Below are 25,509 nucleotides of genomic sequence, written 5' to 3' on the forward strand. Positions count from 1 at the left end.
TGCCCCGAGGCCAGCAGGCGATCGATCTGTTCATTGATGGGCACATTGCCCGGCAGCAGCGTCAGCGGGTTGGCATAGCGCGCAGTCTGGATCTGGAACTCGTTGACCAGCCGCAGCAGATCGCCCACCAGCAACAGGCCGCGATAGTCGCCCTGCTCGGTGACCAGCACGCCCTCGGTGGCGTGGCGAAAGCTGGCATCGGCGATCAACTGGCTGGCCTGGTGCAGACTGCTGCTCACATCGAGCTTGAGCACGTCGGCGCTCATCACCTGGGCGCAGGGTTTGTTGCCCAGCAGGTCGCGTACATGCGGACGCCAGAGCCGGTCGGCCAGCACATAGCGGTTGAGAATGCCCAGGGCGCGCCCGTTCGCATCGACCACGGGAATCGACATCAGATCGGGCTGAGCGTCGAAGCGGCGCAGCACCTCTTCCAGCCGTACTTGCGGCTGCACCGGAGCGATCGGGCGCGCCAGGCCGAGCGCCGACTGTTCCACGCTGCCGCGCGAAGCCAGCGGGTACAACTCGGGTTGAGCCGCCTCGATCAAGCCCCGTTGCGCCGGGCGCATTTCACGCGACGGCACAGCAGACGGCCGCTCCAACACAAAGCCCTGCGCCAACTGCACGCCGATTTCGCGCAGCACGCGCAGATCGCGGGCCGACTCCACGCCCTCGGCCACCACCCAAGAACGGCTGGCCTCGGCCATGAGCAACATCGAGCGCACGAACGCGGCCTTGATCGCATCATCGGCCAGCCCGGCGCAGAACGCCCGGTCGATCTTGAGATAGCGCGGATGCAGGCGCTGCCAAGCTTCGAAGCGGCCGAAACCCCGCCCCATGTCGTCCAGCGCCAGCGTAAAACCGAGGCGGTGCAGATGTTCGGCCTGCTCCATGCCCACGCCGTCTTTCAGCAGATCATCGCTTTCCAGCAACTCGAACACGATGCGCGACGGCGGCAAGCCCAGTCTTTGCAACAAATCGAGCGCGGCCGAGCTGCCCAGCCAGCCCGAATCGAGCAAGGTCTGCGTGACGTTGATGAACAACTGCCCCGGCAAATTCAGCCGGGCGAACGTCTCTAAACTCGTGCGCACGCACAGGGCATCGAGCTCGTACAAGCGCCCGTTCTCCCGCGCGGTCTGAAACAGCGCATCCGGTCGCTCCAGCGGCGAGCCCTGCGGCCCGCGCGCCAGCGCCTCAAAGGCGTGGATCGACTGACCCCGCAGATCGAACACCGGCTGAAACTCCACGCGCAGCTCGCCATGCGTAAGCAGCCGGTCGAGCAGGATGGCGAGATAGCCGATCTGGGGTTGTACGAGAGAAAGCATGGGGCGAAGTGCGGGAAAGATGCCCGGTTTTATCCCACCCACATCACAGTTTGATGACAGTCATGGCGATTTCATGTCGGCATGCCGCAACACAAAGCCCTGTCCTGCAAAAACGAGACAACTCAACCACAATAGGGCTCACAGCGCCACTTTGGCCTGCTCCCTGATTCACCTGAAAGTTATCTAAAAGGACATCGAAAATGGCAAAGATTCTTGTTTTGTATTACAGCACCTGGGGTCATGTGGAAACCATGGCGCACGCGGTGGCCGAAGGCGCGCGCAGCGTGCCGGGCTGCAGCGTGGACATCAAGCGCGTACCCGAAACCATGCCGGCGGAAACCGCGGCTGCCATCCATGCCAAGACCGATCAGGCCGCGCCCATTGCCCAGCCCGCCGACCTGGCGGACTATGACGCGGTGATCTTCGGCACGCCCACGCGATTCGGCAATATGTGCGGCCAGATGCGCAACTTTCTCGACCAGACCGGCGCACTGTGGCAGCAAGGCAAGCTGGTGGGCAAGGTGGGCAGCGTGTTTGTCAGCACCGCCACCCAGCACGGCGGGCAGGAAACCACCATCACATCCTTTCACACCACCCTGTTCCATCACGGCATGATCGTGGTCGGCGTGCCCTATGCCTGTGCCGGCCTGACCCAGATGGACGAAATCACCGGCGGCACGCCTTACGGCGCCACCACCCTGAGCAAAGGCGACGGCAGCCGCCAGCCCAGCGCCAACGAGCTCGACATTGCTCGCTACCAGGGCAAACATGTCGCGGAAGTCACCAAGAAGTTGTTTGGTTGATGCCGCCAGCCGCGGAGCCCGGCCACGCCTGCCGCCCCGGCTGCGCGGCCTGCTGCATCGCGCCGTCGATCAGCAGCCCGATTCCCGGAATGCCGCAGGGCAAGCCAGCGGGCGCGCCCTGCGTGCAACTCACCGCTGATCTGCGCTGCGCCATTTTCGGCAGGCCCGAGCGTCCGTCCTGCTGCAGCGGACTGCAGCCCAGCACGGAGATGTGCGGCGACAGCCGCGAGCAGGCGCTGCACTGGCTGGCCGCACTGGAGCGTGCAACGGCACCCTGAAACCTGCGGGGCGCTTTCCATCAGCTGAACGATCAGACCGTCAGCGGCGCGGAAATGGCATCCATTTGCGCCAGCACTTCTGGCGTGAGCTTGGGCAGCACGCTGAGTGCGCCCAGGTTCTCCTGCAGTTGCGACAGCTTCGAAGCCCCCAGAATGACTGAGCTCACCCGCGGATTGTGAGCCACCCAGGCCAAAGCCAGTTGCGCCACGCTGCAGTCGAGCCGCTGGGCGATGGCTTCGAACTCGCCCACCGCGGCATTCTTTCGCGCGTCGAGCAGGCCGTCGCGCAAAAAGCTCACGTTCTGCATCGCGCCCCGGCTGCCTGCGGGGATGCCCTGGCGATATTTGCCCGTCAGCAGGCCCGACGCCAGCGGGCTCCAGGTCGTGAGCCCCAGGCCGATATCGTCGTAGAGCCGGGCGTACTCCTGCTCCACCCGCTTGCGGTGGAACAGGTGATATTGCGGCTGCTCCATCACCGGCTTGTGCAGATGGTGCCGCTCGGCCACCTCGTAGGCGGCGCGAATCTCGTCGGCGCTCCACTCGCTGGTGCCCCAGTACAGCGCCTTGCCCTGCTCGATGACGTTGTGCAGCGCCCAGACGGTTTCTTCGATGGGGGTGTGCGGATCGGGGCGATGACAAAAGATCAGGTCGATGAAATCCAGCCCCATGCGCTTGAGGCTGCCATCGACCGCCTGCATCAAATACTTGCGGTTCAGGGTGTTGCGGCCGTTGATGCGCGGTTTCTCGGCCGTACCCGCGTCGAGCCCCCAGAAAAACTTGCTCGACACCACATAGTCGAGCCGGTGCCACTTGAGCTGCGCCAGCGCCTGCCCCATCAGTCGCTCGCTTTCGCCATTGGCATAGACCTCGGCATTGTCGAAAAAATTGATTCCCGCATCGCGCGCGGCGGCCATCATCTCGCGCACGCCCGAAGCATCGACCTGATTGTGAAACGTCACCCAGGAGCCGAGCGAAAACAGGCTGACTTGCAGGCCGCTGCGGCCAAGACGGCGATAAAGCATAGGGTTGTGCATGGCGTTCTTCTCCGTGAGGTAAAGAACGCTAGCTTAGGCCGCCCGGCAAAACCCCGTGCGTGCAAAACCGCCCAAGTTCAGGCAGAACGCAGCATCAACACCGGGGCTTTTGCCGGGGATGCCGCGGCGGCCTGCAGACCGCGCCACTGGTAGAGCGCTGCTGTGGTTTTTCGGGTGCCGCATTGGCCACAACTCCCACAGGAGCCGCTGCTACAGGTGCCGCCCTGCGCATCGATCCGCTCGACCAGCCCGCGCTGCACCCAGTGCGCCAGCATGTCTTCGGCAACTGACGCAGAAACCTGCACGCAGGCCGCAATCTCGGCGGCGCTGGCAAGCTGCTTTTCACGCAGGCAATCGCGCACGGCGAACAGCGGGTTCATACCAGGCTCTCCAGCCCCTGCGTTGCCACGCGGCGCTCGGTGCGGTCGCCGTATTGCCGCAGGCCCAGCACCAGCAGCACAAAGGCGGCAACGCAAGCGGCCACCCAAAGGGCAGACGATAGGGGATGCTGCGCAAACGTGCCGATCTGATAGATCACCGTGGCCGCGGCCCAGGCGATGCCGATGCCGTAAAGCACGGAAAACACCATCCAGCCCCAGCCCACCTCACGACGCAGCGCCCCCATGGTGCTGGCGCAGGGCACGTACAGCAAGACGAACACCAGATAGGCGAAGGCCGACAGCGGGGTGAACGCAGCCGCCAGCCCGGCGAGGGTTTCGTTGCTGGCGCCGCTGGCCTGCTCGGTCGCGTTGGTGGACTGCAGATCGTGCAAGCCCAGCGGATCAAGGAAGTTGTTGAAAAAGGCCACGGCGTTTTCGGGAATGGTCTTGGCAGCCTCCCACAACTTGGCGCCCACATCAGGCTGCCGGTAGGCCGCCATCAAGTCGGAAGCCTGTTGCCGCTGATAAATGCCGTTGAGCGTGCCGATCACGATCTCTTTGGCGGCTGCGCCCGCCAGCAGGCCCGACACCGCGGGCCAGTTCTCCCGGGTGATGCCCATGGGCTCGAACACCGGCGCAATGGCCCGGCTGCCCTGAGCGAGAAGAGAGTGATCGATGTCGGTCGCCTGCAGGCCCTTGTCCGTCCAGCCTATGCCGGGCAGCACGAACAGCACCACCCCGATGACCACGATCACCTTGCCGACGCGGAAAATGAACACCTTCAACCGCTGCCAGGCCTGCAGCCCAACGCTGCGCAGGCTGGGCAGACGATAGGGCGGCAGCTCCATGACAAAGGGCATGGGCTCACCCCGAATGGCCGTCTTGCCCAGCATCCACGCGGTGAGCAGCGCCACCACGATGCCCAGCACATACAGCAGAAACACCACCTGCCCGCCGGTGCTGCGGAAAAACACCACGGCGAACGCCATATAGATGGTCAGCCGCGCCGAGCACGACATAAAGGGCTGCATCAGCACCGTAAGCAGGCGGCCGCGCGGGTCTTCGATGATGCGCGAGCCCATGATGGCCGGCACATTGCAACCAAAGCCGATGACCATGGGCACCAGCGAGTTGCCGGGCAGGCCCATGCGGCGCATGAAGCGATCCATCGCATAGGCGGCGCGCGCCATATAGCCCGAGTCATCGAGAAACGCGAGGAACAGAAAGGTGAGACCGATGGGCGGGATGAACGAGATGACCAGGTTGAGCCCGCCGCCCACGCCGCCAGCGACCATGGACACCATCCAGTCGGGCAGCCCGGCCTGCAGCATCACATGCCCCACCCCGCCGATGAGCAGCGCCGACGAGGCCTGATCGAAAAAGTCGAGAAAGATATTGCCGCCGCTGAAGCTCACCACGAACACCAGATACAGCACCAGCAGAAACACCGGCACGCCCAGCCATTCATTGAGCACCACGCGGTCGAGCACGTCGGTCACGCGGTGACGCACCCCCATCTTGCCGGTGCGCAGCATGGCAATGGCCGCAAGCTGGTGCGCCCAGCCAAAGCGGGCGGCCGCAACCAGATCGGCCACTTCTTCGCCAGCTTGGGCGAGCACCTGCGCCTGCGCCGCCGCCACGCCGGCCTGTACCTCGGCCGAGGGCGACACCACCAGCCCTTCGAGCAGCCGCAGCGCATCGAAGCGACGCCGTGGCGACGAGGGCACGGCAAGTTGCGCACCGACCTGATCGATCGCCTGTTCGACCTCGGGCGGGTAGGTCGGCATCAAGGCGCTGGGCTTTTGTTGCAGGGCGCCCCGAATCGTGTCGAGCAGATCTGCACGGCCACGGCCTTTTCGCGCCACCAGCGGCACCACGGGCACGCCGAGTTGCTTTGAGAGCGCATGCACTTGCGGCTCCAGCCCCAGCGCCTGCGCCTCGTCCACCATATTGAGCGCGAGGATCAGCGGCTTGCCGGTTTCGAGCAGTTCGAAGGTCAGCGCCAGATGGCGTTCGAGGTTGGAGGCATCGACGATGTTGACGATGAGATCCACCCGCTCATCGAGTAAAAAGTTGCGCGCCACGCCCTGATCGGCGCCGCCCCCGCCCAGCAGGCTGTAAACGCCCGGAAGATCGATCACCGAAAGCTTCAGCCCCGCCGCTAAGGCCGTTCCCCGGCGCTGCTCCACCGTGACGCCGGGCCAGTTGCCCACATGCTGATGCGCCCCGGTGAGCAGGTTGAAAATGGTGGTCTTGCCGCAATTGGGGTTGCCCGCCAGAGCGATCACCGGCAGGCCGGCGTCTGCTTCGGGGGAAACGGCGCAATCCGGATCGTGGCACGCGCTCATGCCGCAGCCTTTTGATGCACCGCAGGCACCGCGGCCGCCGAAGCCATGATAGGCATCACCCGGATTTTGTCAGTCACGCCCCGCCCCAGCGCAATGCGCGCACCGCCCACCTGCACCACCGTGCCCCGCGGCCCTGGGCCGTGCACCACGCACAGCGGCACGCCACGGCGGATACCGAGCATGACCATGCGCTGCACCATGGCGCGTCCGCCATCGAAATCGACAACCTGGGCGCTTTGCCCATAGGAAAGCTGTGCAAGGGATACCACTTCGGAGTCGGTGTGCATGATCTGACCTGAAAAGAAGCTGCTTTGTGGGGATGCGCAAATGATAATGTTTATCGTTACATATATCGTATGCGCGGTGGCTGATGAAGATCAAGACTTGCCCCACGCGGGATGGCTCGATCTGTAACAGGGCGTGAATCAACGTGGAATCCGCGCCACATTTCGCCTCGAGTGATCTGTTCTCTGCCTACACTCGATCAACAAACCAAGACCGAACCCGTCATGCCCACCGCCTTTCCACCCCATTCCCCCGCCCTGCTGCCCATCGTGGGCAGCGATCTCGCCTTTCCCGTTCGCCGCGTGTATTGCGTCGGGCGCAACTACGCGGCCCATGCCCGCGAAATGGGCTCAGACCCGAACCGAGAGCCGCCGTTTTTCTTCTGCAAGCCCGGCGATGCCGATGCAGTGATTGCGGTTGCCGCAGGGCAGACCGGCGACATCGCCTACCCGTCCGTCACGCAAGATCTGCATCACGAAATCGAGTTGGTCGTCGCCATCGGCACCGCGGGCCGCGACATCCCCGTGAGGCAGGCCGCCGCGCACATCTACGGCTACGCCGTCGGTCTCGACCTGACCCGCCGCGATCTGCAGGGGCAGATGAAGGCGCAGGGTCGGCCGTGGGAAATCGGCAAGGCCTTCGACCAGTCCGCCCCCATCGGCCCGATCACGCCGCGCCAACCCGGCGCCGAGCTGAACACGGGCGCCATTGCGCTGACGGTCGATGGCGCCCTGCGTCAGCAAGGGCGGCTGGAGCAGATGATCTGGTCGGTGGACGAAACCATCGCCCGGCTCTCCACCCTGTTCACCTTGAAACCCGGCGACCTGATTTTCACCGGCACGCCCGATGGCGTCGGCGCCATCACCCGCGGCCAGGTACTGCACGGCACGATAGACGGCCTGACGCCGCTGCAGGTGCGCATCGTCTGACCGCCCCAGACCTGCCGCGCTCAGTGGCCACGCTCAGTGACCACGCTCAGTGCGCCAGCTCCCAGTTGGCACCCAGGCCCATTTCGGCCAGCAGCGGGACGTCGAGCTGGGCAACGCCCGCCATCAGGCGGGGAATGTGTTCGCGCACCCAGTGCGTTTCTTCCTCGGGCACCTCGAGCACCAGCTCGTCGTGCACCTGCATCACCACCCGACTGCGCAGTTTTTCGCGCACGAGTGCGGCATCGACGGCGATCATCGCCATCTTGATGAGGTCGGCCGCGGTGCCCTGCATCGGCGCGTTGATGGCTGCGCGCTCGGCCGCGGCCCGGCGCGGCCCGCTGGCGTGAATGTCGGGCAGCCACAGTCGCCGCCCGAACACGGTTTCGACATAGCCCTGCTCCGCCGCCAGCTTGCGGGTGCGCTCCATATACGCCGCGACACCCGGATAACGGGCGAAGTAACGGTCGATGTAGAGCTGCGCCGCGCTGCGCTCCAGGCCGAGGTTGCGTGCCAGGCCGAAGGCGCTCATGCCGTAGATCAGTCCGAAGTTGATGACCTTGGCCATGCGGCGCTGATCGCTGCTGACTTCCAGCGGCGTGACGCCGAAAATCTCGGCCGCGGTCGCGCGGTGAATGTCTTCCCCGGCGGCGAACGCAGCGAGCAGACCCGCGTCTTGCGAGAGGTGCGCCATGATGCGCAGCTCGATCTGCGAGTAGTCGCTCGACGCGATCAGCCAGCCCTTGGGCGCGATAAACGCCTCGCGAATGCGCCGCCCCTCGGCGGTGCGAACTGGAATGTTCTGCAGATTCGGATCGTTGGAGGCCAGCCGGCCCGTCACGGCCACGGCTTGCGCGTAGTTGGTGTGCACCCGGCCGGTGTCCGGGTTGATCATTTGCGGCAGCTTCTCGGTGTAGGTGCTCTTGAGCTTGGACAGGCTGCGGTGGTCGAGAATGACGCGCGGCAGCGGGTAATCTTCGGCCAGCTTTTCCAGCACTTCCTCGTCGGTGGACGGAGCGCCGGAGGCGGTTTTTTTCTGCACCGGCAGTTGCAGGCGGTCGAACAGGATTTCGCCGATCTGCTTGGGACTGCCCAGATTGAAAGCGCCGCCGGCCAGATCGAATGCCTGCGCTTCCAGGGTTTGCATCTTGGCGCCCAGCTCGCCGCTTTGCGCCCGCAGCAGATCGCCGTCCACCAGCACGCCGGTACGCTCGATGCGCTGCAGCACTTCGCTGACCTGCATTTCCAGCGCGTAAATGCGCGTCAGCCCGGCATCGGCCTGGACTTGCGGCCACAGCCGCTGGTGCACCTGCAGGGTGAGATCGGCGTCTTCGCCGGAATAGCGCGTCGCCACATCGAGCGCCACCTGATCGAAGGTGATCGCCTTGGCGCCCTTGCCGCAGACCTGTTCGTAGCTCAGGGTGTCGTCGCGACCCAGGTGTCGGCTTGCCAGACTGTCGAGGCTGTGCGGTTTGTGTGCCTCGATCACATAGCTCTCGAGCAAGGTGTCGTGCGCATAGCCGCGAATCGTCACGCCCGCGTTGGCGAACACATGGCGGTCGTACTTGGCGTTCTGCCCGAGCTTGGGTTTGTCGGCATTTTCCAGCCAGGGCCGCAGGCGTTCGAGCACCTCGGCCATCGGCAGTTGCGCGGGCGCGCCGGGGTAGGCGTGGGCCAGCGGCAGATAGGCGGCCTCGCCGGGCGCGACGCTGAGCGAAATGCCCACCAGCCGCGCGCGCATCGGGTCGAGCGAGTCGGTTTCGGTGTCGATGGCGGTGAGCCCGGCCGCATCGATGCGGGCCAGCCAAGCGTCGAACCGTCCCCAGTCAAGAACGGTCTCGTAGGTGTCGGGCGCGCTCGTTTCGGCCGGCGGCGCGTCGTCCAGCAGCGACACCTGCCGGGCGGCCTCCTCGCTCACCGTCTGCGCCTTCATCTCGGCGCTGAAGCGGCGCATGCCGTTGCGGGTGAAGAAGGGCAGCAGCGCCTGCGCATCTTCCGGCGCTGGGCGCAGATCGGGATCGAAGGCTTGGGCGTAGCCGTCCAGATCGCAGTCGGTGTGGATGGTCACCAGCTTGCGCGCCGTGGGCAGCCAGTCGAGCGCGGCACGCAGGTTTTTACCCGCAGCGCCGCTCACGGTTTCGGCCTGCTCGATCAGCGCATCGAGCGAGCCGTACTCCGTCAGCCACCTGACCGCCGTCTTGGGGCCGACCTTGTCCACGCCGGGCACGTTGTCCACCGCGTCGCCTACCAGGGTGAGGTAATCGACGATGCGATCTGGGGGAACGCCGAACTTTTGCTGCACTCCGGCGGGGTCGAGCACCTCGTTGCTCATGGTGTTGACCAGCGTGATGTGGTCGTTGACCAGCTGAGCCATATCCTTGTCACCCGTGGAGACCAGGGTGCGGATGCCCTGTGCGTGCGCCCGCACGGCCAGGGTGCCGATCACGTCGTCGGCCTCCACTCCCGGCACCTCCAGCAGCGGCCAGCCCATCAGCCGCACGGCTTGGTGAATCGGCTCGATCTGCGCTACCAAGTCGGGCGGCATCGGCGGACGCTGCGCCTTGTATTGGTCGTACATGGCGTTGCGGAATGTCGGCCCCTTGGCGTCGAACACGCAGGCCGCGTAGCGATAGCCCTTGGCCACCGGATATTGCTCGCGCAGGCGCCGCAGCATGGCCACAATGCCGTAGAGCGCCCCGGTGGGCTGGCCTTCGGGCCCGCGCAGGTCGGGCATGGCGTGGAAGGCGCGATAGAGATAGCTGGAACCATCCACCAGCAGCAGGGTGGGGGCGGAGTCGGATTGCACGTCGGAATTCATCCGCGCATTATCAATGCCGCCGTAAAATCAGCCCATGAACATGTTTCGCCACGCTCTTACCGTCACCGCCCTTGGCCTGTTCACGCTGCTCGCCAGCGTGTATCCGGGACCAAGCGCCCTTGCGCAGTCCAAACCTGCGGCGCCGCTGACAGATACCCAGCCCAAGCCCAAATTCCCTGAACCTCGGGTGCGCGAAAACGTCACTCAGGATCGTGCGGTGCGCATTCAGGAGCAGCAGGTGCGCGGCGCCACCACCTCGATTCAGGTGCAACCTTTGCACGGCGGCGCGGCCTACAACGTGGTGCCGCCCTCAATCTCGTCCAGCACCGACCCGGCCCATCTGGAAGGGCAGGCGCAGTGGAAGGTGTTCACCTTCAAATAAACCGACGGGCTGACCGTTCAACCTGCTCGCCCAACCTGCTTTTCCAGCCTGCCTTTTCTTTCCCCATCCCGTTCATGGCCGTTTTCACACCGCTCGACGCAGCAGAGGTCGACTCCTGGCTGGCCCGCTTCGATCTGGGCACACGCACCGACCTGCAAGGCATCGCCAGCGGGATCGAAAACACCAACTACTTCCTGAGCACCACACAGGGCCGGTTCGTGCTCACCTTATTCGAGCGCCTGCAGGCCGAGCAGTTGCCGTTCTACCTCGGGCTGATGCACCATCTGGCCGCGCATGGCATTCCCGTACCCGACCCCATACCCGACCGGCAGGGCCAGACCTTGCACACCCTCAAAGGCAAACCCGCCGCGCTGGTCACGCGCCTGCAAGGCCGCAGCCAGCTGCAGCCCGAGCCGGCGCACTGCGCGCAAGTGGGGCACTGGCTGGCACGCATGCATCTGGCCGCGCGCGACTACGCGGGCACGCAACCCAATCTGCGCGGGCTCGCCTGGCAGGCCCGCACCATCCCCGACATCCTGCCCTATCTCACCGCCGATCAACGCACCCTCATCAGCGCTGAGCTTGCGCACCAGACCAACGTCGCTGCATCGCCCGCCTATGCCGCCCTGCCGCGCAGCGCGGTTCACGCCGATCTGTTCCGCGACAACGTGCTGTTCGAGGGAGACGCGCTCTCCGGCGTGTTCGATTTTTACTTCGCCGGGGTCGATACCTGGCTGTTCGATCTGGCCGTGGCGCTCAACGACTGGTGCATTCACCTGCAGACTGCCGAGTTTGACGCGGCCCGCTTTGACGCCTTGCTGAGCGCCTACCTCGCCGTACGCCCCATGAGCGATGCTGAACACCGCTTGCTGCCCGACGCCCTGCGCGCTGCCGCGCTGCGTTTCTGGACCTCGCGTCTGGCCGACTATCACCTGCCGCGCGACGCCCATCTGCTCACCCCGCACGACCCCACCCACTTCGAGCGCGTGCTGCGCCAGCGCATCGCGTCCGCCTGAGCCCGGGCCTGCCGATACCATGTCGGCTCCCTTCTTGGGCTCTTTTCTTCGGCTCTTCACCTTTCATCGTCTTTCGCCATGCAACTGCGTACCGTCTCTGCCCGCGAGGGCCTGCTCTGGGTGCAAAGCGGCTTTCGCCGTCTGGCGCTGCAGCCCTGGGCGGCGCTGTTGATGATCGTGGCCTATATCGTCGTCACCGGATTCGTCTCGGCGCTGCCCATCATCGGTCTGGTGTTTCCGCTGTTCGTGGTGCAGTTCGGCACCCTGGGCTTCATGCAAGCCAGCCGCCAGATCGCACAAAAGCAGCCGCTTTGGCCCACGGTGCTGCTCACCGGTTTTCGCAGCGGCCCGAAGGCGCTGCGCAGCATGGTGATGCTGGGCGTGCTCTACACCCTCGCCGTCATTCTGGTGCTCGGAGTCGGCAGCCTGTTCGACGGCGGCGCCATGCTGCGTCTGCTGCTGCTCGGTGACAAACCGCCGGCCAGCGCCATTGCCGACGGCAGCCTGCGCCTGGGCGCCATAGCCGCCACTCTGGCGTATATCCCCGTCTCGCTGGCTTTCTGGCTCGCTCCGCCGCTGGTGGCCTGGCACGCCATGCCGCCGATCAAGGCGCTGTTTTTCAGCTTCGTGCTGTGCGTGCGCAACATCAAGGCGTTTGCGCTCTATGCGGTGCAATGGTTGCTGCTCTTTATCAGCCTGCCCACGCTCATCATGCTCGTCGCCAGCCTGCTCGGCGCCAGTGAAACCCTGGCCGCCATGCTCAGCATGCCCGTGGCCATCGCCATTTTCCTAGCCTACATTTTGTCGTTCTATGCCAGCTATGAATCGCTGGTCGGCGAAACCCAGTCCAGCACCCTTGCGCAGTAATGTCGGTGACAACCGCACACCTGACTACAGGGCGTTTGGCACTATTTTTGTCTCTCATGCTCTCACGCACGAAGACGCCCGCTGTAGGTATCCAAACCCGGTATCCAAACCCGGTGCGGCGCAACCTTACCTTGGTCGACCAACCCCAAGTTCTCCGCAAAGCGGCTGAATCGAATAGGGTGAGGAATCGCCCCCCGCTCTCTCGCTCCACCGGCCCAAGCTTTCTACCCCCGGTGGGGATCAATTGGCCCCGCCGAGAGAACATTCCGGGTTCAACGCTCTGCTTGGTTCTGGGCGGCCAGTTCCAGCAGCAGCCGCACCCGCAGCTTCACCGCATTGAGGCCATCATCGGCGCCGCCGCGTACCGGGCCGACGCGTGACGCCACCCTGACCCGCACGCCCTGCTGTTCGGCCCAGCGCAGCGCGGCTTCGAGTTCGCGGTGCACCGTGCCGCCCCCGGTGCCGGCCACGACCAACCCGCTCAATCGGGGCTGAAGCGCCGTGCTCGAAATCAAGCAGCACACCAGCGCACTATCGCTGCCCGCTGCATTGGTAAGCAACTCCACCCGCGGCCAGCCCCCAGCAGCAGGTAGGGGAAACGGCGCCCCGGCCTCCGGCACGGGTTGTCGCCAAAGCCGCAAGGCCTCACCGTCCACTTCACCCAGCGGGCCGCGCTCGCCGGATGAAAACGCTTCCACCGCGTGCGTATTCGCCTTGGTCACGTCGCGAGCAGCATGCACCACGCCGTGCAACACACAGACCACGCCCAGCCCACGCGCTGCCGGATGCACGGCCACCCGCACGGCATCGAGCAGGTTCTGCGGGCCGTCGGCGTTCAGTGCGGTGGCCGGACGCATGGCAGCAGTCAGAATCACCGGCTTGTCGGTATCCAGCACCAAACGCAGAAAGTAGGCGGTTTCTTCCAGCGTGTCGGTGCCGTGGGTGATGACGCAGGCCTGAATTTGCGGCTGCGCCAGCCAGTAGGCCACGCGTTCGGCCAACTGCGTCCAGACCGCGAAGGTCATGTCCTTACTGTCGAGATTGGCCACCTGCTCGGTGTGGATTTGAGCCAGGCGGCCGAGCGCCGGCACGCTTTGTAGCAGCGCGTCGACCCCCAAAACCCCGGCGGTGTAACTCGGCAGACTGGGGTCGCCCGTCGCGGCGCCCGCGATCGTGCCCCCTGTTCCCAACACCACAATCTGCGGCAAGGCCGCGCGAGAAAAAGAATCGGTCATGTGTGAATCTCTTTGCAGAAAGACTGTTTTGATTTACAGTGCTGTGAAAATCATCAAGCTGGAAGCCTGATCAGGGCGTCTTCATGACCAAAAGATGACATGGCTCGCATGGCGAACTCGTCCATCAGCCTTGCCCATCGGTCTCGCCTATCAAACTGACTTATTGTGCAACTGCCGGAGCCCACGCATGCGCCGTCTCATCTCGAAACTCACCCCTCGTCAGCAGGAAATTCTCGATCTCATCACCGCCTCCGTGCGCGAACTGGGCTACCCGCCCACCCGGGCCGAAATCGCCGCAAAGCTGGGATTCCGCTCGGCCAATGCGGCAGAAGATCATTTGCAGGCGCTCGCGCGCAAGGGCGTGATCGAGCTGACGCCCGGAGCGTCGCGCGGCATTCGCATCACCGAATCGCAGCGCGCCTCGCCGTCGATGACAACGTCCGGGAAAACCTCCGGCGCCTTGGGGGGGCGTGCGAGTGGGTTGCGTGCGGATCTCTCTCATGGGCTGCAGCTCGCGCTGCCTGGCGCCGAGCAGCTCTGCCTGCCGCTGGTCGGTCGCGTCGCTGCCGGGCATCCCATCCTCGCACAAGAGCATATCGAGCAGACGCTCAATGTCGATCCCGGCGCCTTCTCGGTGCGCCCCGACTATCTGCTCAAGGTTCGCGGCATGAGCATGCGCGATGCCGGCATTCTCGACGGCGACATGCTGGCCGTCAAAAGCAGCCAGACGGCGCAAAGCGGACAGATCGTGGTGGCCCGCATCGGCGACGAGGTCACGGTCAAGCGCCTTCGCCTGCAGGCCGATCACATCGAGCTTCTACCGGCCAACCCCGAGTTCGCCCCCATCCGCGTCGATGCCAGCCAGCCCTTCGCCATTGAGGGACTCGCCGTCGGCCTGCTGCGCGGCTCGCTGCAATGAAGTTCACAGCGCGCACAACTAGCAGCAGGCGTTTGCGTCAGACCGCCGCTTCAGACCGCCGACACCTGCCGACGTGATTTCCACCAACCCCACACCGCGGGTAGCAGCGACAGCACGATGATGGCAATGGTCATGACACCCAAATTGTGTTTGATCCACGGAATGTTGCCGAACAGATAACCCGCCATGACCAGCAGCCCCGTCCAGAGTGTGGCGCCAAGCATGTTGTAGGCCAGAAACTTGCCATACGACATCTCGGCCACGCCCGCCACAAACGGGGCGAAGGTCCGAATGAAGGGCATGAACCGTGCTGCCACGATGGTGATGCCGCCATATTTTTCGTAAAAGGCGTGCGCCTTTTCAAAGGCGCGGCGGTTGAACCAGCGTGAGTCCGGCCACGAAAAAACCTTATGGCCGATGGCCTTGCCGATCTGGTAATTGAGGCTGTCGCCCAGCACGGCGCCAAGCCAGAGCACGGCGATCACCCCCGGCAGGCTGAGCGCCCCGGTGGCCGCAAACGCACCCACCACGAACAACATCGAGTCGCCCGGCAGAAACGGCATGATCACCAGCCCGGTTTCGACGAACACGATGCCGAAGAGCAGCCCGTACACCCAGGGGCCATACGCCGCTATGAACTGCGCCAGATGCACGTCGAAGTGCAGAATGAGGTCGATGAGAGCGTGGGGATCCATGCGGTTTGGGCTGAAAGCCGGAAGAGAGCCTATGAAAGGCCGAAGACGCAGATGCTGCGCCAGAAAACTGAGCCGGGGCTGAGCGCCACCGAGCGCTATGGGCCTACGCACAGCCTGAAAAGTATACTGAGCCAACTTGTCGTTTCTTCTCTCGTTGATCCCGTCTCCAAGCCCCTCAACGAGGGGACGGCCGCCGCCACGCTGCGGCCACGCCACCCTTTCCGTATCCCTGCCTTGCTGCAACCCCAACGCCCGATTCGTCCGCTGCCGGACGTGCTCATCAGCCAGATTGCCGCCGGCGAAGTCATCGAGCGCCCGGCTTCGGCCCTGCGCGAACTGCTCGACAACGCCATCGATTCGGGCGCCAGTGCTCTCACCGTGCGCCTCGAACAAGGCGGGCTGGGCAGCGTGCAGGTCGAAGATGATGGTTGCGGCATTCCGGCCGAAGAGTTGCCGCTGGCGCTGCTGCGCCACGCTACCAGCAAGATCGCCGATCTCGACGAATTGCACCACGCCGCGCATCTCGGCTTCCGCGGCGAGGCGCTCGCGGCCATGGCCGCCGTGGCCGAAATCGAGATCATCAGCCGCCGCGCCGGGGCCGATGGCGCGCGCATTCACGCCAGCGCAGGTCAGGTCGCCGCGGTGCAACCCACAGCGGCGCAACAGGGCACGCGAGTGACCTTGCGGCAGTTGTTTTTCAACCTGCCGGCGCGCCGCAAATTTCTCAAGTCGCCGCAGACGGAATACGCCTGGTGCGCCGACGTGTTCAAGCGCACCGCCATCGCCCATCCCCAGATCGCCCTGCGGCTTTGGCATGACGGGCAACTCAAGCTGCAATTCGAGCGCGACCCTTCGCCGCACGGGCTCGACCGTCTCGCCGTCGTGCTGGGAGAGGCCTTCAGCGCGCACGCCCTGCCCGTCTCCGCCCAGATCGGCCCGCTCGCCGTACGCGGGCTGATCTGCAAACCCACCGCGGCGCGCGCCCGTGCCGATGTGCAGCACATCATTGTCAATAACCGCTGGGTGCGCGACCGCACCGTGGCCCACGGCGTGCGCGCCGCATACGCCGACGTGCTGCACGGCGCCTTGCAGCCGCAGTACGCCCTGCTGCTCGATCTGCCGTCTGATCTGGTCGATGTGAATGTGCACCCGGCCAAGTCGGAAGTCCGGTTCCGCGACAGCTCCGCCGTGCATCAGGCCGTGCGTCATGCCGTCGAGCAGGTGCTGGCCCGGGTGGTCGGTGAGGCGTCTGCTTCGCATCCCTCCGCACCGCACGCCGCGTGGGAAGGGCCGCCATCCGCCCTGCCCGCGACTGCCGCGCTTCCCTTCGGCATGGCGAGGCCTAGCCCTAACCCGATCCCCTGGGATGCGCTCTCGCGCGCTTATGCCCCCTTTGCAACGGCGGACGCGCCCTTGCAGGCACGGGACAGCGCCGCGCCGCGCCCCTATGCGCAAGCCACCGACCTGGCCTCCGCCCCGCCTGACGACTTCCCCCTCGGCTTCGCCCTGGCGCAGCTTCTGGGCATATACATCCTGGCGCAGAACCGCCACGGACTGGTGATCGTGGACATGCACGCCGCGCACGAGCGCATCGTGTACGAACGGCTAAAAGCTGCGGAACAGGCCAATGCGCCGGTGGCGGTGCAACCCTTGCTTATCCCGGCCGCATTCGCCGCGAGCGATGCCGAAATGGGCGCGGCGGAAGATCATGCCGATACCCTACGGTCGCTCGGCATCGAGCTCGACCGGGCCGGCCCCAGTAGCCTGGTGGTGCGCGCCACGCCCACGCTGCTGGCGCACGCCGACCCCATTCGCCTGGCTCGCGGCTTGCTGGCCGATCTCATTTCGCAAGGTACCAGCAGCCGCCTTCAGGAGCGGCGCAACGCCCTGCTCTCCAGCTTGGCCTGCCACGGCGCGGTGCGCGCCAACCGACAGCTCACGCTCGCAGAAATGAACGCCCTGCTGCGCGATATGGAGCGCACCGAACGCGCCGACCAGTGCAACCACGGCCGCCCCACCTGGCGGCAGATCGGCCTGGCCGATCTCGACGCCCTGTTCCTGCGCGGGCGTTGAAGCCCCGATTCAAGCCGTGACTCAACAAACCCCACAGCCTGTTCTCTGCCTCGTGGGCCCGACCGCCAGCGGCAAAACCGCCGCGGCTTTGCAACTCGTGCAGCAGTCCCGACAGCGCGGCAAAACCGTGGAACTCATCAGCATGGACTCGGCGCTGGTCTATCGCAGCATGGACATCGGCACCGCCAAGCCCGGTCTTGAGGAACGCACCCAGGCCGTGCACCACCTGCTCGACATCCTCGACCCGGCGCAAAGCTACAGCGCGGCGCAATTCGCTGCGGACGCGCGCCGACTCATCCAGGAAATCCGCCAGCGCGGCGCCCAGCCCCTGATCGTCGGCGGCACCCTGCTCTACCTCAAGGCGCTGCAGTCCGGCCTGTCCGAACTGCCGCAGGCCGACCCTGCCGTGCGCGCCGAACTCGACGCCGAGGCCGCCCGGCTCGGCTGGCCCGCGCTGCACGCCCGGCTGGCCGAGGTCGATCCGCTCACCGCCGCCCGGCTTGCACCGGGCGACGCCCAGCGCATCCAGCGCGCGCTGGAAGTGTGGCAACTCAGCGGTCGGCCTCTATCGGCGCATCTGGCTACCGGGCGCGCGGATGACGCCCCCTTGCCCCTGCGCATCCTCTCGCTGGAACCTTCTGATCGCAGCGTGCTGCACGCGCGCATCGCCCAACGATTCGAGCAGATGCTGGCCGCCGGTTTTCTCGACGAAGTGCGCGCCCTGCGCCAACGCGGCGACCTCAGCCCCGCGCTGCCCTCGATCCGCGCCGTGGGCTACCGTCAGGCCTGGCATTATCTGGACGGCGACATCAGCGCCGAGCAGTTCCGCGAGCAGGCCATCGCCGCCACCCGCCAGCTCGCCAAACGCCAGCTCACCTGGCTGCGCTCCATGCCCCAGCGGCAGATTTACGACTGTCTCGAACCGCTGAGAATTCAAGTTTTCTGAGGGCGCGCCGTTAAGTGGAATGTAAATTCCACTCCTGGCTGCCCTCCGTGCCCCCGTTCCAAAGCCCTCCTCCACCCGTTCAAGATCTGTCTTCGGACGATACGCCCTGGGCCGCACATCCGCTCTCCGGCTTCGGTCTGGTGTTCCAGCTCAGCCAGCGCGCCGGGCAGTTGCAGTTCACCCAGGCCAGTGAATCGGCGCAAATGGTCTGCGGCCTGAGCGCGCAGGCGCTGCTGCGTTCGAGCACGGCCTTTGTCGGGCGAATTCACGCCGCCGATCAGGCCGATTTCCACGCCTCGCTGCAAGCCAGCGCGCTGCATGGCGAACCGTGGAACTGGGAGGGCCGCATCCTCACCGAGGGCGAGATCAAGTGGATCAACATCCGCGCCGCAGTGAAGCGGCTCGATGCCACCCAAGTGCAGTGGAACGGCATCATGATCAACATCAGCCATGCCCGCCGCCGCGAGTCCGATTTGCGCGACATGGCCGCGCACATGGAGCGCGCACGCGAGCAGGAACGTGCCCGCCTCGCCCGCGACATGCACGACGAACTCGGCCAGTTGCTCACCGCGCTGAAAATGGACATCAGCCTGCTGCGCCGGCGCCTCGGGCCCGACGACGCGCAGCTCAACAGCATGACCCATCTGGTGGACGCCGCCACCGCCGCTGGCCGTCGCGTGGCGGCCCAGCTCCGGCCCGCCGTGCTCGATCTCGGTCTGAGCGACGGGCTGCTCTGGCTGGCCGAGGAATTCAGCCAGCGCTACGGCATTCCCGTTTCGCACCAGATCGAGGGCGCCGGTGAGCTGGATGACCTCACCGCCATCCAGATCTTCCGCATCGCGCAGGAAGCCTTCACCAATATCGCCCGTCACGCGCAGGCCAAATCCGTTCGGCTCACCCTGGCCCGCACGCCCGGGCTGATCGCGCTCGACATCGTCGATGACGGGCTGGGCTTCACCCCCGCCACGCAGACCAGCGAAAAATCCTTTGGTTTGCGCGGCATGCGCGAGCGCGCGCATTTGCTCGGCGGCACGCTCGATTGCGCCAGCGTGCCCAACCACGGCACCACCCTGCGCGTGCGCGTGCCCTGCACCGAACGTGGCACACCTGCCGACGCGCCGACTTACGGCAAACCGATCTCCGCCTGAAGCGAAACCGCAAATGGACGCCGCCCGCGTGCTCATCGTTGACGACCACGCCCTTGTGGGCGCCGGGCTCGTTCGCATGCTCGAAGCCGAGGGGCTGCAGCCGCACTGGTGCGGCGACACCGCCGCAGCGCTCGACGCCCTGCGCGATGCCGCCTGGCAGGTGGTGCTGCTCGACGTGTCTCTGCCCGGCGGCGACGGCCTCGATCTGCTCAAGCGCATCAAGGCCACGCACCCCCGCCTGCCCGTGCTCATGCTCAGCATGCATGCCGAGCATTTGTTCGCCCTGCGCGCCCTGCGCGGCGGCGCGGCCGGCTATCTCACCAAAGACAGCGCGCCAGGTGTGCTGCTCGACGCCATCCGCGCGGCCACCCAGGGCAAGCGCTACCTCACCGCCACCGTCGCCGAGCAGTTGGCGCATCACTTTCAAAAGGGCGCCGCCGCCGACGCCCCCGCGCATCAAACCCTGAGCGACCGCGAGCTGCAGGTGCTGCTGCGCATCGGAGCCGGGCGCACCGTGGGCGAAGTGGCGCGGGAACTGCACTTGAGCGTCAAAACCGTCAGCACTCACAAAACCCGCCTGATGCAAAAGATGCACCTCGAGCGCGACGCCGATCTGGTGCGCTACGTCCTCGACCATGAATTGGCATGAACAGATCCACGCGGGTCAGAAATTTCCTACAAATCAACGCGCCCTTGTCTCAGTCTTCAAACCGCTGGCGGCCGATGTTCGCCGCGCGACCGCAGGCCAACAATGTCCCCATACATCCTGAATTCTCTGAAAGCTGAGTCATGCAACTGATGGTGGTCGACGATTCTGCAATGGTGCGCGAGCGCCTGGCCGGCCTGCTCTGCGGCATTGACGGGGTGCAAGCCGTGCTGCAGGCCGATTGCGGGCAGCAGGCGATGGAGCTGTTGCAGCAAGACACCGCAGGCGCGGTGCGCTTCATCGTGCTCGATATCGAAATGCCGGGTGAGAGCGGGCTGCAAGTCTTGCAGCGCATCAAGTCCAGCCGGAGTGATATCTGCGTGGCGATGTTCACCCAGCACGCCAACTCGCAGCACCGCGCCCGCAGCCTCGATGGAGGCGCCGATTTTTTCTTCGACAAGAGTTCCGACATCGATCGGCTCGAAACCCTGGTGCGCCAACTGGCCGCGCAGCCCCATTGAACTTCCCTGCAACCCAACCTCCCCGCCACCCGCGTTGACTCCGCCATGACCCAAGACGCCACGACCTCCCCTACCGCCCTGCAGCACAGCGATGCTGCGCAGCAGATCGACGCCCTCTGCGCACAGGCCTTACCCGTGCTCGGCCAACAGATCGACGCCGGACGCGCACAGATGGAGACCGCCATTCTGGCCTTGAGCCAGCGCTTCTCCAGCCTGCACAGCCGCCTGGAAAGCGCCGTGAAGGCGTCGCAGCACGCCGCCGCCGGCATGGATGGCGGCGAAGGCGTGGTGGCGGTATTCCGCCGCAGCGAAGGCGAACTCGGCGCCGTGCTCGATCAGTTGCGCGCCGCGCTGGACAAGCGCGCCGCCATGGTCAGCGAAGTGTTGGGCATGTCGCGCTACACCGAGGCGCTGGAGAAGATGGCGACTGAAGTGGCGGCGCTGGCGGCCAAGACCAATCTGCTCGCGCTCAATGCGGCCATCGAAGCCGCGCGGGCTGGCGAAAACGGCCGCGGCTTCGCGGTGGTGGCCGACGAAGTGCGCAAGCTCTCGGCGCAATCGCGCGATACCGGGCGCAAGATGGGCGAGCAGGTGAAGATCATCACCGGCGCCATCCAGACGCTCACCCGCTCGGCCGGGCAGTCGCAAACCGAGGAGCAGCAGTTCCTCACCCAATCCGAATCGTCCATCGATCAAGTGCTCGCCCGCCTGCGCGATGTGGCTACGGGGCTGTCCGATTCGTCCGACCTGCTGCAACGCGAAAGCAGCGGCATCCGCGAAGAGATCGGCGACGTGCTGGTGTCGCTGCAGTTCCAGGACCGGGTCAGCCAGATTCTCACCCACAGCCGCGACAGCCTCGACGCCCTGGTGGTCGAACTGCAGAGCTATCAGTCGCGCCGCGCCAGCAACCCTGAAGCCGCGCTCGACGCCTCCGCCTTCATGCAGCGCATCGCGGGCGGCTACACCACGCAGGAGCAGCGCCTCAACCACGACGGACAGTCCACGGTGGACGCGCAAGACGGCGGCGACATCACCTTTTTCTGACTCCAGCAAACCCTTGTTTCGATCCCCTCTTTCAAAAGCACATTGCCATGGCCAAAACCATTCTCATCGTCGACGACTCCGCCTCACTGCGTCAGGTGGTCAACATCGCCCTTGCCAGCGCGGGCTACGAAGTCATTGAAGCCGTTGACGGCGTGGACGCGCTGACCAAGCTCGATGGCCGCAAGATCCACCTCATCATCAGCGACGTGAACATGCCCAATATGGACGGCATCACCCTGGTGAAAGAGATCAAGCAGAAGGCCGACTACAAGTTCACGCCCATCATCATGCTCACCACCGAAAGCCAGGACGACATGAAGGCGCAAGGCCAGGCCGCAGGCGCCCGCGCCTGGGTGGTCAAACCCTTCCAGCCGGCGCAGATGCTGGCTGCGGTCTCCAAACTCATCGCACCCTGAACCCCGCCAGAGGAGACGCTGTGGACATCATCCCCCATCAAGCCGGCCCGGCTTGCAGCGTGACGCTGCAAGGCGCGCTCGACATCTATGCCGCCGCCGAGGTGCGCATCCAGCTGGCCGAACTGATCGCCCAGCATCCCCTGGTCGAACTGCAATTGGCCGCGGTCGACGAGATCGACGCCTCCGGCGTGCAGATTCTGCTGGCCGCCAAACAGCAGGCCAGCAATCTGGAGCACAGCCTCAAGCTCAGCGGGCACAGCCCCGCCGTCATCGACGCCCTCGAACTCTGCGGCCTGCTCGCCTACTTCGGCGACCCGGTAGTCGAGTTCGGCCACACCACGTCCCCCAAGGAGCACGCATGAGCTTCGAACAACAAATGCAGCAGGCCATGCGCTCCTTCATCGTCGAGGCGCAAGATCTGCTCGAAGGCATGGAACGCGGGCTGATGGAACTCGAACCCCAAGGCGGCGCTGATGAAGTCAATGATGACGCCAATGATGAGGCCTTGGATGGCGAGCACATCAACGCCCTGTTCCGCGCGGCCCACACCATCAAAGGCTCGGCCGGGCTGTTCGGCCTCGACGGCATCGTGCGTTTCACTCACCATCTGGAGAGCGTGCTCGACCAGATGCGCGCAGGCAAACTCGCCGTCAGCAGCGAACTCGTCGCGCTGTTGCTGCAAGGGCGCGATCACCTTGCGCAACTGATCGACCAGATCGACAGCCAAGGTGCCTGCATCGCCGACACCCCGGAAGAACAGGCGCTGGTCACCCGGCTGCAGGCCGCTCATCGGCCCGCAGGCGGAGCGCTGGTCGTGGCCCAGCAAAGCCCCATCGCACGAGGCCCCGCCTCGGAAGAAGCCGCTCCCGTCACCGTGGTCGCGCACGGATCGGCGCTGACGCCGTCGTGGCATCTGTCGCTGCGCTTCGGCGCCGACAGTCTGCGCAACGGCATGGACCCGTTGGCCTTCATCCGCTATCTGCGCGGGCTGGGCGAAATCGTCGGTCTCGTCACCCTAACCGACGCCCTGCCCCCGCTCGACGCGATGGACGCCGAGACCAGCTATCTCGGCTTCGAGATCAACTTCAAGAGCGAGGCCAGCAAGGAAGAAATCGCCGCTGTGTTCGAGTTCGTGCAGGAAGACAGCACCATCCGCATCCTGCCCGCGCACAGCCGCATTGCCGACTATGTGCAACTCATTCGCAGCCTGCCCGAAGACGACCTGCGGCTGGGCGACATTCTGGTACAGATCGGCACGCTGACACAGAAAGAATTGAGCGACGCGCTCGACGCGCAACACGACGCGCAGGCCACCGGCGCACCGGCCGCCCCCTTGGGCGAAATTCTGGTGCGCGAAGGCGCCACGCACCAGCCCATCGTGCAAGCCGCGCTCGACAAACAGAAGCAGATCAAAGACAAACGCAGCCGTGACAACCAGATGCTGCGCGTGGCCGCCGACAAGCTCGACGCCCTCATCAACCTCGTGGGCGAACTGGTGATTGCCAGCGCCGGCAATGCGCTGCACGCGCAGAACGCCAGCCAGATCGAAGCCGCCGCGCAGATCACCCGGCTGGTCGAAGACATCCGCGAGCGGGCGCTCAAGCTGCGCATGGTCGAGATCGGCGAAACCTTCGCGCGCTTTCAGCGCGTGGTGCGCGACGTGTCGCGTGAGCTGGGCAAAGACATCGCCCTGGTCATCGAAGGCGCCGACACCGAGATGGATAAAACTCTGGTCGAGCGCATCGCCGATCCGCTGATGCACCTGGTGCGCAACTCGATCGATCACGGCATCGAGTCGCCCGAAGTGCGCACCGCGCGCGGCAAACCCGCCCAAGGCACCCTCAAACTCGCCGCCCGTCACGACTCGGGCAGCATTCTCATCACGGTTTCAGACGACGGCGGCGGGCTGAACCGCGAGCGCATTCTTGCCAAAGCCGTCGAGCGCGGGCTGATTTCGACTGAGGCCGCCGCCGCCCTGCCCGACGCCGAGGTGTGGGCGCTGATTTTCGAGCCCGGCTTCTCCACCGCCGACGCCGTCACCGACCTGTCCGGCCGTGGCGTGGGCATGGACGTGGTCAAACGCAATATCGAAGCCATTCGCGGCAGCATCGACATCCAGAGCAGCGCCGGTGTGGGCACGCAGATGCACCTGCGCCTGCCCTTGACGCTCGCCATCATCGACGGCTTTCTGGTGCAAGCCGCCGGGCGCACCTTCGTGCTGCCGCTCGACGCCGTGATCGAGTGCATGGAGTTTGCGCCCGCCCAGCCGCAGCAGGGCTATATCAACCTGCGCGGCGAAGTGTTGCCCCTATTGCATCTGCGCGAACAGCTCGGCCTGACCGACTCTGCCGCTGACTCGCCGAACACCCGCAGCAATGTGGTGGTCGCGCAAATCGGCGGGCAGCGCGCTGGCATCGTCGTCGATGCCCTGCTTGGCGAATATCAGACCGTCATCAAACCGCTGGGCGCGCTGTTCGCCCACCTGCAAGGCATCAGCGGCTCGACCATTCTGGGCAACGGCGAAGTGGCGCTCATCCTCGACGCCGCCCCCCTGATCAGCCGCGCCAGCCGCAGCGCGCAGGGCAGCCAGGCCCCGGCACTGAGCAACTGAACCCCTTCAACGTCCGCACACTGAGCCTTCCATGTTCAACAACCTTCGCATCGGTACACGCCTCAGCCTCGCCTTCGGCCTGCTGATCGTTCTTCTGCTCGCCAACGCGGCGTTCGGGCTGTACGAAGCCTCTCGCATTCAGAGCCACATGCAGCTCGTGGTGCAAAACCGTCTCGCCAAGGAGCGAGCCGTCACCATCATTGCCAACAGCAGCCAGAACACCACACGCATCATGCTGCGCAGCCTGCTGTCGCAGCAGTTCAGTGATGCCGATCGTGCCCTTATCGCTGAACAACGTGTGAATGCGGACGCCGCTTTCAAGACTTTGGAGTCTCTTCAACCCACCCCGCAGCTGCAGACCCGGCTCGACAACCTGCGCGCCATCATCGCCAAAGGACGTGCGGCGCAACAGACCGCGGTTCCTGAAATGCAGCGAAGCAACTTCGGCGCCGCTGCGGCCGATTACCTCAAATCCGGCTTGATCGTGTCACGCGAGGTTCGCCAGGAAACCGCGGCCATCGAGACGATGTTGCGGGGTCAGACCGATGCGCTTTACGCCCAGAGCGAGGCCGATTTCGTCGCCGCCCGCAATGCCAGCATCGGCCTGGCGGTGCTCGCTCTGCTGCTGGCCATCGCCGCTGCCTGGCTCATCACCCGCTCCATCACCCGTCCCCTGGCCGAAGCGGTTTCTGTGACGCAGCGCGTCGCCGAAGGCGATCTGTCGGTGCGGGTGGCTTCCACCTCGAAGGATGAAACCGGGCAGTTGCTCAGCGCACTTGGCGAGATGGTGGGGCGG

The 25,509-nt window shown here is 65.3% G+C and carries 25 protein-coding genes; 17 read left to right on the forward strand and 8 right to left on the reverse strand.

Annotation, left to right across the window (positions count from 1 at the left end):
• On the reverse strand, positions 1–1,322 hold a 1,322-nt coding region (locus ABT24_RS11095; RefSeq protein WP_286737829.1), incomplete at its 3' end, for an EAL domain-containing protein.
• A 200-nt stretch (positions 1,323–1,522) separates the two neighbouring features.
• On the opposite strand from ABT24_RS11095, the gene wrbA reads away from it, so the two are divergent.
• Both wrbA and ABT24_RS11105 read left to right on the forward strand, forming a co-directional pair.
• On the forward strand, positions 1,523–2,125 hold the full coding sequence (wrbA, locus tag ABT24_RS11100; protein ID WP_276729751.1) for an NAD(P)H:quinone oxidoreductase: 603 nt from the start codon (positions 1,523–1,525) through the stop codon (positions 2,123–2,125).
• Positions 2,125–2,403 carry a YkgJ family cysteine cluster protein gene (locus tag ABT24_RS11105; protein WP_013122924.1) on the forward strand — a complete coding sequence of 93 codons (279 nt, stop codon included), beginning with the start codon at positions 2,125–2,127 and terminating at the stop codon, positions 2,401–2,403. The genes wrbA and ABT24_RS11105 overlap by 1 nt, the downstream gene beginning before the upstream one ends.
• Positions 2,404–2,435: 32 nt before the next feature.
• On the opposite strand, the gene ABT24_RS11110 is transcribed toward ABT24_RS11105, so the two are convergent.
• The 4 genes from ABT24_RS11110 to ABT24_RS11125 form a co-directional block, all read right to left on the reverse strand.
• Positions 2,436–3,425 carry a potassium channel beta subunit family protein gene (locus ABT24_RS11110; protein ID WP_276729925.1) on the reverse strand — a complete coding sequence of 330 codons (990 nt, stop codon included), beginning with the start codon at positions 3,423–3,425 and terminating at the stop codon, positions 2,436–2,438.
• Positions 3,426–3,514: 89 nt separating this feature from the next.
• Entirely contained in the window at positions 3,515–3,817 is a 303-nt protein-coding gene (locus tag ABT24_RS11115) for a FeoC-like transcriptional regulator (protein WP_276729749.1), read from the reverse strand.
• Complete coding sequence (feoB, locus tag ABT24_RS11120) at positions 3,814–6,165, reverse strand: Fe(2+) transporter permease subunit FeoB (RefSeq protein WP_276729746.1); 2,352 nt, start codon at positions 6,163–6,165, stop codon at positions 3,814–3,816. The genes ABT24_RS11115 and feoB overlap by 4 nt, the downstream gene beginning before the upstream one ends.
• Complete coding sequence (locus tag ABT24_RS11125; protein WP_276729743.1) at positions 6,162–6,452, reverse strand: FeoA family protein; 291 nt, start codon at positions 6,450–6,452, stop codon at positions 6,162–6,164. Before ABT24_RS11125 ends, feoB begins: the two co-directional genes overlap by 4 nt.
• 222 nt (positions 6,453–6,674) lie before the next feature.
• On the opposite strand from ABT24_RS11125, the gene ABT24_RS11130 reads away from it, so the two are divergent.
• Positions 6,675–7,379: a fumarylacetoacetate hydrolase family protein gene (locus ABT24_RS11130; RefSeq protein WP_276729740.1), complete on the forward strand. Its 705-nt coding sequence runs from the start codon at positions 6,675–6,677 to the stop codon at positions 7,377–7,379.
• Between the two features lie 46 nt (positions 7,380–7,425).
• On the opposite strand, the gene polA is transcribed toward ABT24_RS11130, so the two are convergent.
• Positions 7,426–10,194 (reverse strand): DNA polymerase I, encoded by a 2,769-nt coding sequence (polA, locus tag ABT24_RS11135; RefSeq protein ID WP_276729737.1) that lies wholly within the window; start codon positions 10,192–10,194, stop codon positions 7,426–7,428.
• A 34-nt stretch (positions 10,195–10,228) separates the two neighbouring features.
• Here polA and ABT24_RS11140 point away from each other — a divergent pair, with 34 nt between their 5' ends.
• The 3 genes from ABT24_RS11140 to ABT24_RS11150 all read left to right on the forward strand — a co-directional run bounded on the left by ABT24_RS11140 (position 10,229) and on the right by ABT24_RS11150 (position 12,459).
• Positions 10,229–10,576 (forward strand): hypothetical protein, encoded by a 348-nt coding sequence (locus ABT24_RS11140; RefSeq protein WP_276707278.1) that lies wholly within the window; start codon positions 10,229–10,231, stop codon positions 10,574–10,576.
• A 74-nt stretch (positions 10,577–10,650) separates the two neighbouring features.
• Positions 10,651–11,592 carry a homoserine kinase gene (locus ABT24_RS11145; protein WP_276729734.1) on the forward strand — a complete coding sequence of 314 codons (942 nt, stop codon included), beginning with the start codon at positions 10,651–10,653 and terminating at the stop codon, positions 11,590–11,592.
• Positions 11,593–11,670: 78 nt separating this feature from the next.
• Positions 11,671–12,459 (forward strand): BPSS1780 family membrane protein, encoded by a 789-nt coding sequence (locus ABT24_RS11150; RefSeq protein ID WP_276729730.1) that lies wholly within the window; start codon positions 11,671–11,673, stop codon positions 12,457–12,459.
• A gap of 272 nt (positions 12,460–12,731) precedes the next feature.
• On the opposite strand, the gene ABT24_RS11155 is transcribed toward ABT24_RS11150, so the two are convergent.
• A complete protein-coding gene (locus ABT24_RS11155; protein WP_276729727.1) occupies positions 12,732–13,694 on the reverse strand; it encodes an asparaginase in 963 nt (320 codons plus the stop codon).
• A gap of 199 nt (positions 13,695–13,893) precedes the next feature.
• On the opposite strand from ABT24_RS11155, the gene lexA reads away from it, so the two are divergent.
• Entirely contained in the window at positions 13,894–14,613 is a 720-nt protein-coding gene (gene lexA, locus ABT24_RS11160) for a transcriptional repressor LexA (RefSeq protein WP_172979100.1), read from the forward strand.
• Between the two features lie 50 nt (positions 14,614–14,663).
• Here lexA and ABT24_RS11165 read toward each other — a convergent pair whose 3' ends face one another.
• Positions 14,664–15,308, reverse strand: a complete 645-nt coding sequence (locus tag ABT24_RS11165; RefSeq protein ID WP_013105575.1) for a DedA family protein — start codon at positions 15,306–15,308, stop codon at positions 14,664–14,666.
• 237 nt (positions 15,309–15,545) lie between these two features.
• On the opposite strand from ABT24_RS11165, the gene mutL reads away from it, so the two are divergent.
• The 10 genes from mutL to ABT24_RS11215 all read left to right on the forward strand — a co-directional run.
• Complete coding sequence (mutL, locus tag ABT24_RS11170; RefSeq protein WP_276729922.1) at positions 15,546–17,381, forward strand: DNA mismatch repair endonuclease MutL; 1,836 nt, start codon at positions 15,546–15,548, stop codon at positions 17,379–17,381.
• Positions 17,382–17,397: 16 nt separating this feature from the next.
• A complete protein-coding gene (gene miaA / locus ABT24_RS11175; protein WP_276729724.1) occupies positions 17,398–18,327 on the forward strand; it encodes a tRNA (adenosine(37)-N6)-dimethylallyltransferase MiaA in 930 nt (309 codons plus the stop codon).
• Positions 18,328–18,374: 47 nt separating this feature from the next.
• A complete protein-coding gene (locus ABT24_RS11180) occupies positions 18,375–19,475 on the forward strand; it encodes a sensor histidine kinase (protein WP_276729720.1) in 1,101 nt (366 codons plus the stop codon).
• Between the two features lie 13 nt (positions 19,476–19,488).
• Complete coding sequence (locus tag ABT24_RS11185) at positions 19,489–20,124, forward strand: response regulator (protein WP_276729717.1); 636 nt, start codon at positions 19,489–19,491, stop codon at positions 20,122–20,124.
• A gap of 140 nt (positions 20,125–20,264) precedes the next feature.
• Positions 20,265–20,642: a response regulator gene (locus ABT24_RS11190; protein ID WP_276729715.1), complete on the forward strand. Its 378-nt coding sequence runs from the start codon at positions 20,265–20,267 to the stop codon at positions 20,640–20,642.
• Positions 20,643–20,687: 45 nt separating this feature from the next.
• Complete coding sequence (locus tag ABT24_RS11195) at positions 20,688–21,686, forward strand: methyl-accepting chemotaxis protein (RefSeq protein WP_276729712.1); 999 nt, start codon at positions 20,688–20,690, stop codon at positions 21,684–21,686.
• 47 nt (positions 21,687–21,733) lie between these two features.
• Positions 21,734–22,102: a response regulator gene (locus ABT24_RS11200; protein WP_013105568.1), complete on the forward strand. Its 369-nt coding sequence runs from the start codon at positions 21,734–21,736 to the stop codon at positions 22,100–22,102.
• 20 nt (positions 22,103–22,122) lie between these two features.
• The gene (locus ABT24_RS11205; RefSeq protein ID WP_276729709.1) at positions 22,123–22,464 is read left to right on the forward strand and encodes an STAS domain-containing protein; all 342 of its coding nucleotides are present in this window, start codon (positions 22,123–22,125) and stop codon (positions 22,462–22,464) included.
• On the forward strand, positions 22,461–24,713 hold the full coding sequence (locus tag ABT24_RS11210; RefSeq protein WP_276729707.1) for a chemotaxis protein CheA: 2,253 nt from the start codon (positions 22,461–22,463) through the stop codon (positions 24,711–24,713). Before ABT24_RS11205 ends, ABT24_RS11210 begins: the two co-directional genes overlap by 4 nt.
• A 31-nt stretch (positions 24,714–24,744) precedes the next feature.
• Positions 24,745–25,509 (forward strand): HAMP domain-containing protein (locus ABT24_RS11215; RefSeq protein WP_286737835.1); only part of this gene is annotated, 765 nt, incomplete at its 3' end.

The organism is Thiomonas sp. SCN 64-16, assembly GCF_001725585.1.
In the GTDB taxonomy this organism is placed as follows: Bacteria; Pseudomonadota; Gammaproteobacteria; order Burkholderiales; family Burkholderiaceae_C; genus Thiomonas; species Thiomonas arsenitoxydans.

Coding starts and splice junctions, on each gene's coding strand:
- wrbA (WP_276729751.1), top strand. CDS start 1,523: ATGGCAAAGATTCTTGTTTTGTATTACAGCACCTGGGGTCATGTGGAA.
- ABT24_RS11105 (WP_013122924.1), top strand. CDS start 2,125: ATGCCGCCAGCCGCGGAGCCCGGCCACGCCTGCCGCCCCGGCTGCGCG.
- ABT24_RS11110 (WP_276729925.1), bottom strand. CDS start 3,425: ATGCTTTATCGCCGTCTTGGCCGCAGCGGCCTGCAAGTCAGCCTGTTT.
- ABT24_RS11115 (WP_276729749.1), bottom strand. CDS start 3,817: ATGAACCCGCTGTTCGCCGTGCGCGATTGCCTGCGTGAAAAGCAGCTT.
- feoB (WP_276729746.1), bottom strand. CDS start 6,165: ATGAGCGCGTGCCACGATCCGGATTGCGCCGTTTCCCCCGAAGCAGAC.
- ABT24_RS11125 (WP_276729743.1), bottom strand. CDS start 6,452: ATGCACACCGACTCCGAAGTGGTATCCCTTGCACAGCTTTCCTATGGG.
- ABT24_RS11130 (WP_276729740.1), top strand. CDS start 6,675: ATGCCCACCGCCTTTCCACCCCATTCCCCCGCCCTGCTGCCCATCGTG.
- polA (WP_276729737.1), bottom strand. CDS start 10,194: ATGAATTCCGACGTGCAATCCGACTCCGCCCCCACCCTGCTGCTGGTG.
- ABT24_RS11140 (WP_276707278.1), top strand. CDS start 10,229: ATGAACATGTTTCGCCACGCTCTTACCGTCACCGCCCTTGGCCTGTTC.
- ABT24_RS11145 (WP_276729734.1), top strand. CDS start 10,651: ATGGCCGTTTTCACACCGCTCGACGCAGCAGAGGTCGACTCCTGGCTG.
- ABT24_RS11150 (WP_276729730.1), top strand. CDS start 11,671: ATGCAACTGCGTACCGTCTCTGCCCGCGAGGGCCTGCTCTGGGTGCAA.
- ABT24_RS11155 (WP_276729727.1), bottom strand. CDS start 13,694: ATGACCGATTCTTTTTCTCGCGCGGCCTTGCCGCAGATTGTGGTGTTG.
- ABT24_RS11165 (WP_013105575.1), bottom strand. CDS start 15,308: ATGGATCCCCACGCTCTCATCGACCTCATTCTGCACTTCGACGTGCAT.
- ABT24_RS11185 (WP_276729717.1), top strand. CDS start 19,489: ATGGACGCCGCCCGCGTGCTCATCGTTGACGACCACGCCCTTGTGGGC.
- ABT24_RS11190 (WP_276729715.1), top strand. CDS start 20,265: ATGCAACTGATGGTGGTCGACGATTCTGCAATGGTGCGCGAGCGCCTG.
- ABT24_RS11195 (WP_276729712.1), top strand. CDS start 20,688: ATGACCCAAGACGCCACGACCTCCCCTACCGCCCTGCAGCACAGCGAT.
- ABT24_RS11200 (WP_013105568.1), top strand. CDS start 21,734: ATGGCCAAAACCATTCTCATCGTCGACGACTCCGCCTCACTGCGTCAG.
- ABT24_RS11210 (WP_276729707.1), top strand. CDS start 22,461: ATGAGCTTCGAACAACAAATGCAGCAGGCCATGCGCTCCTTCATCGTC.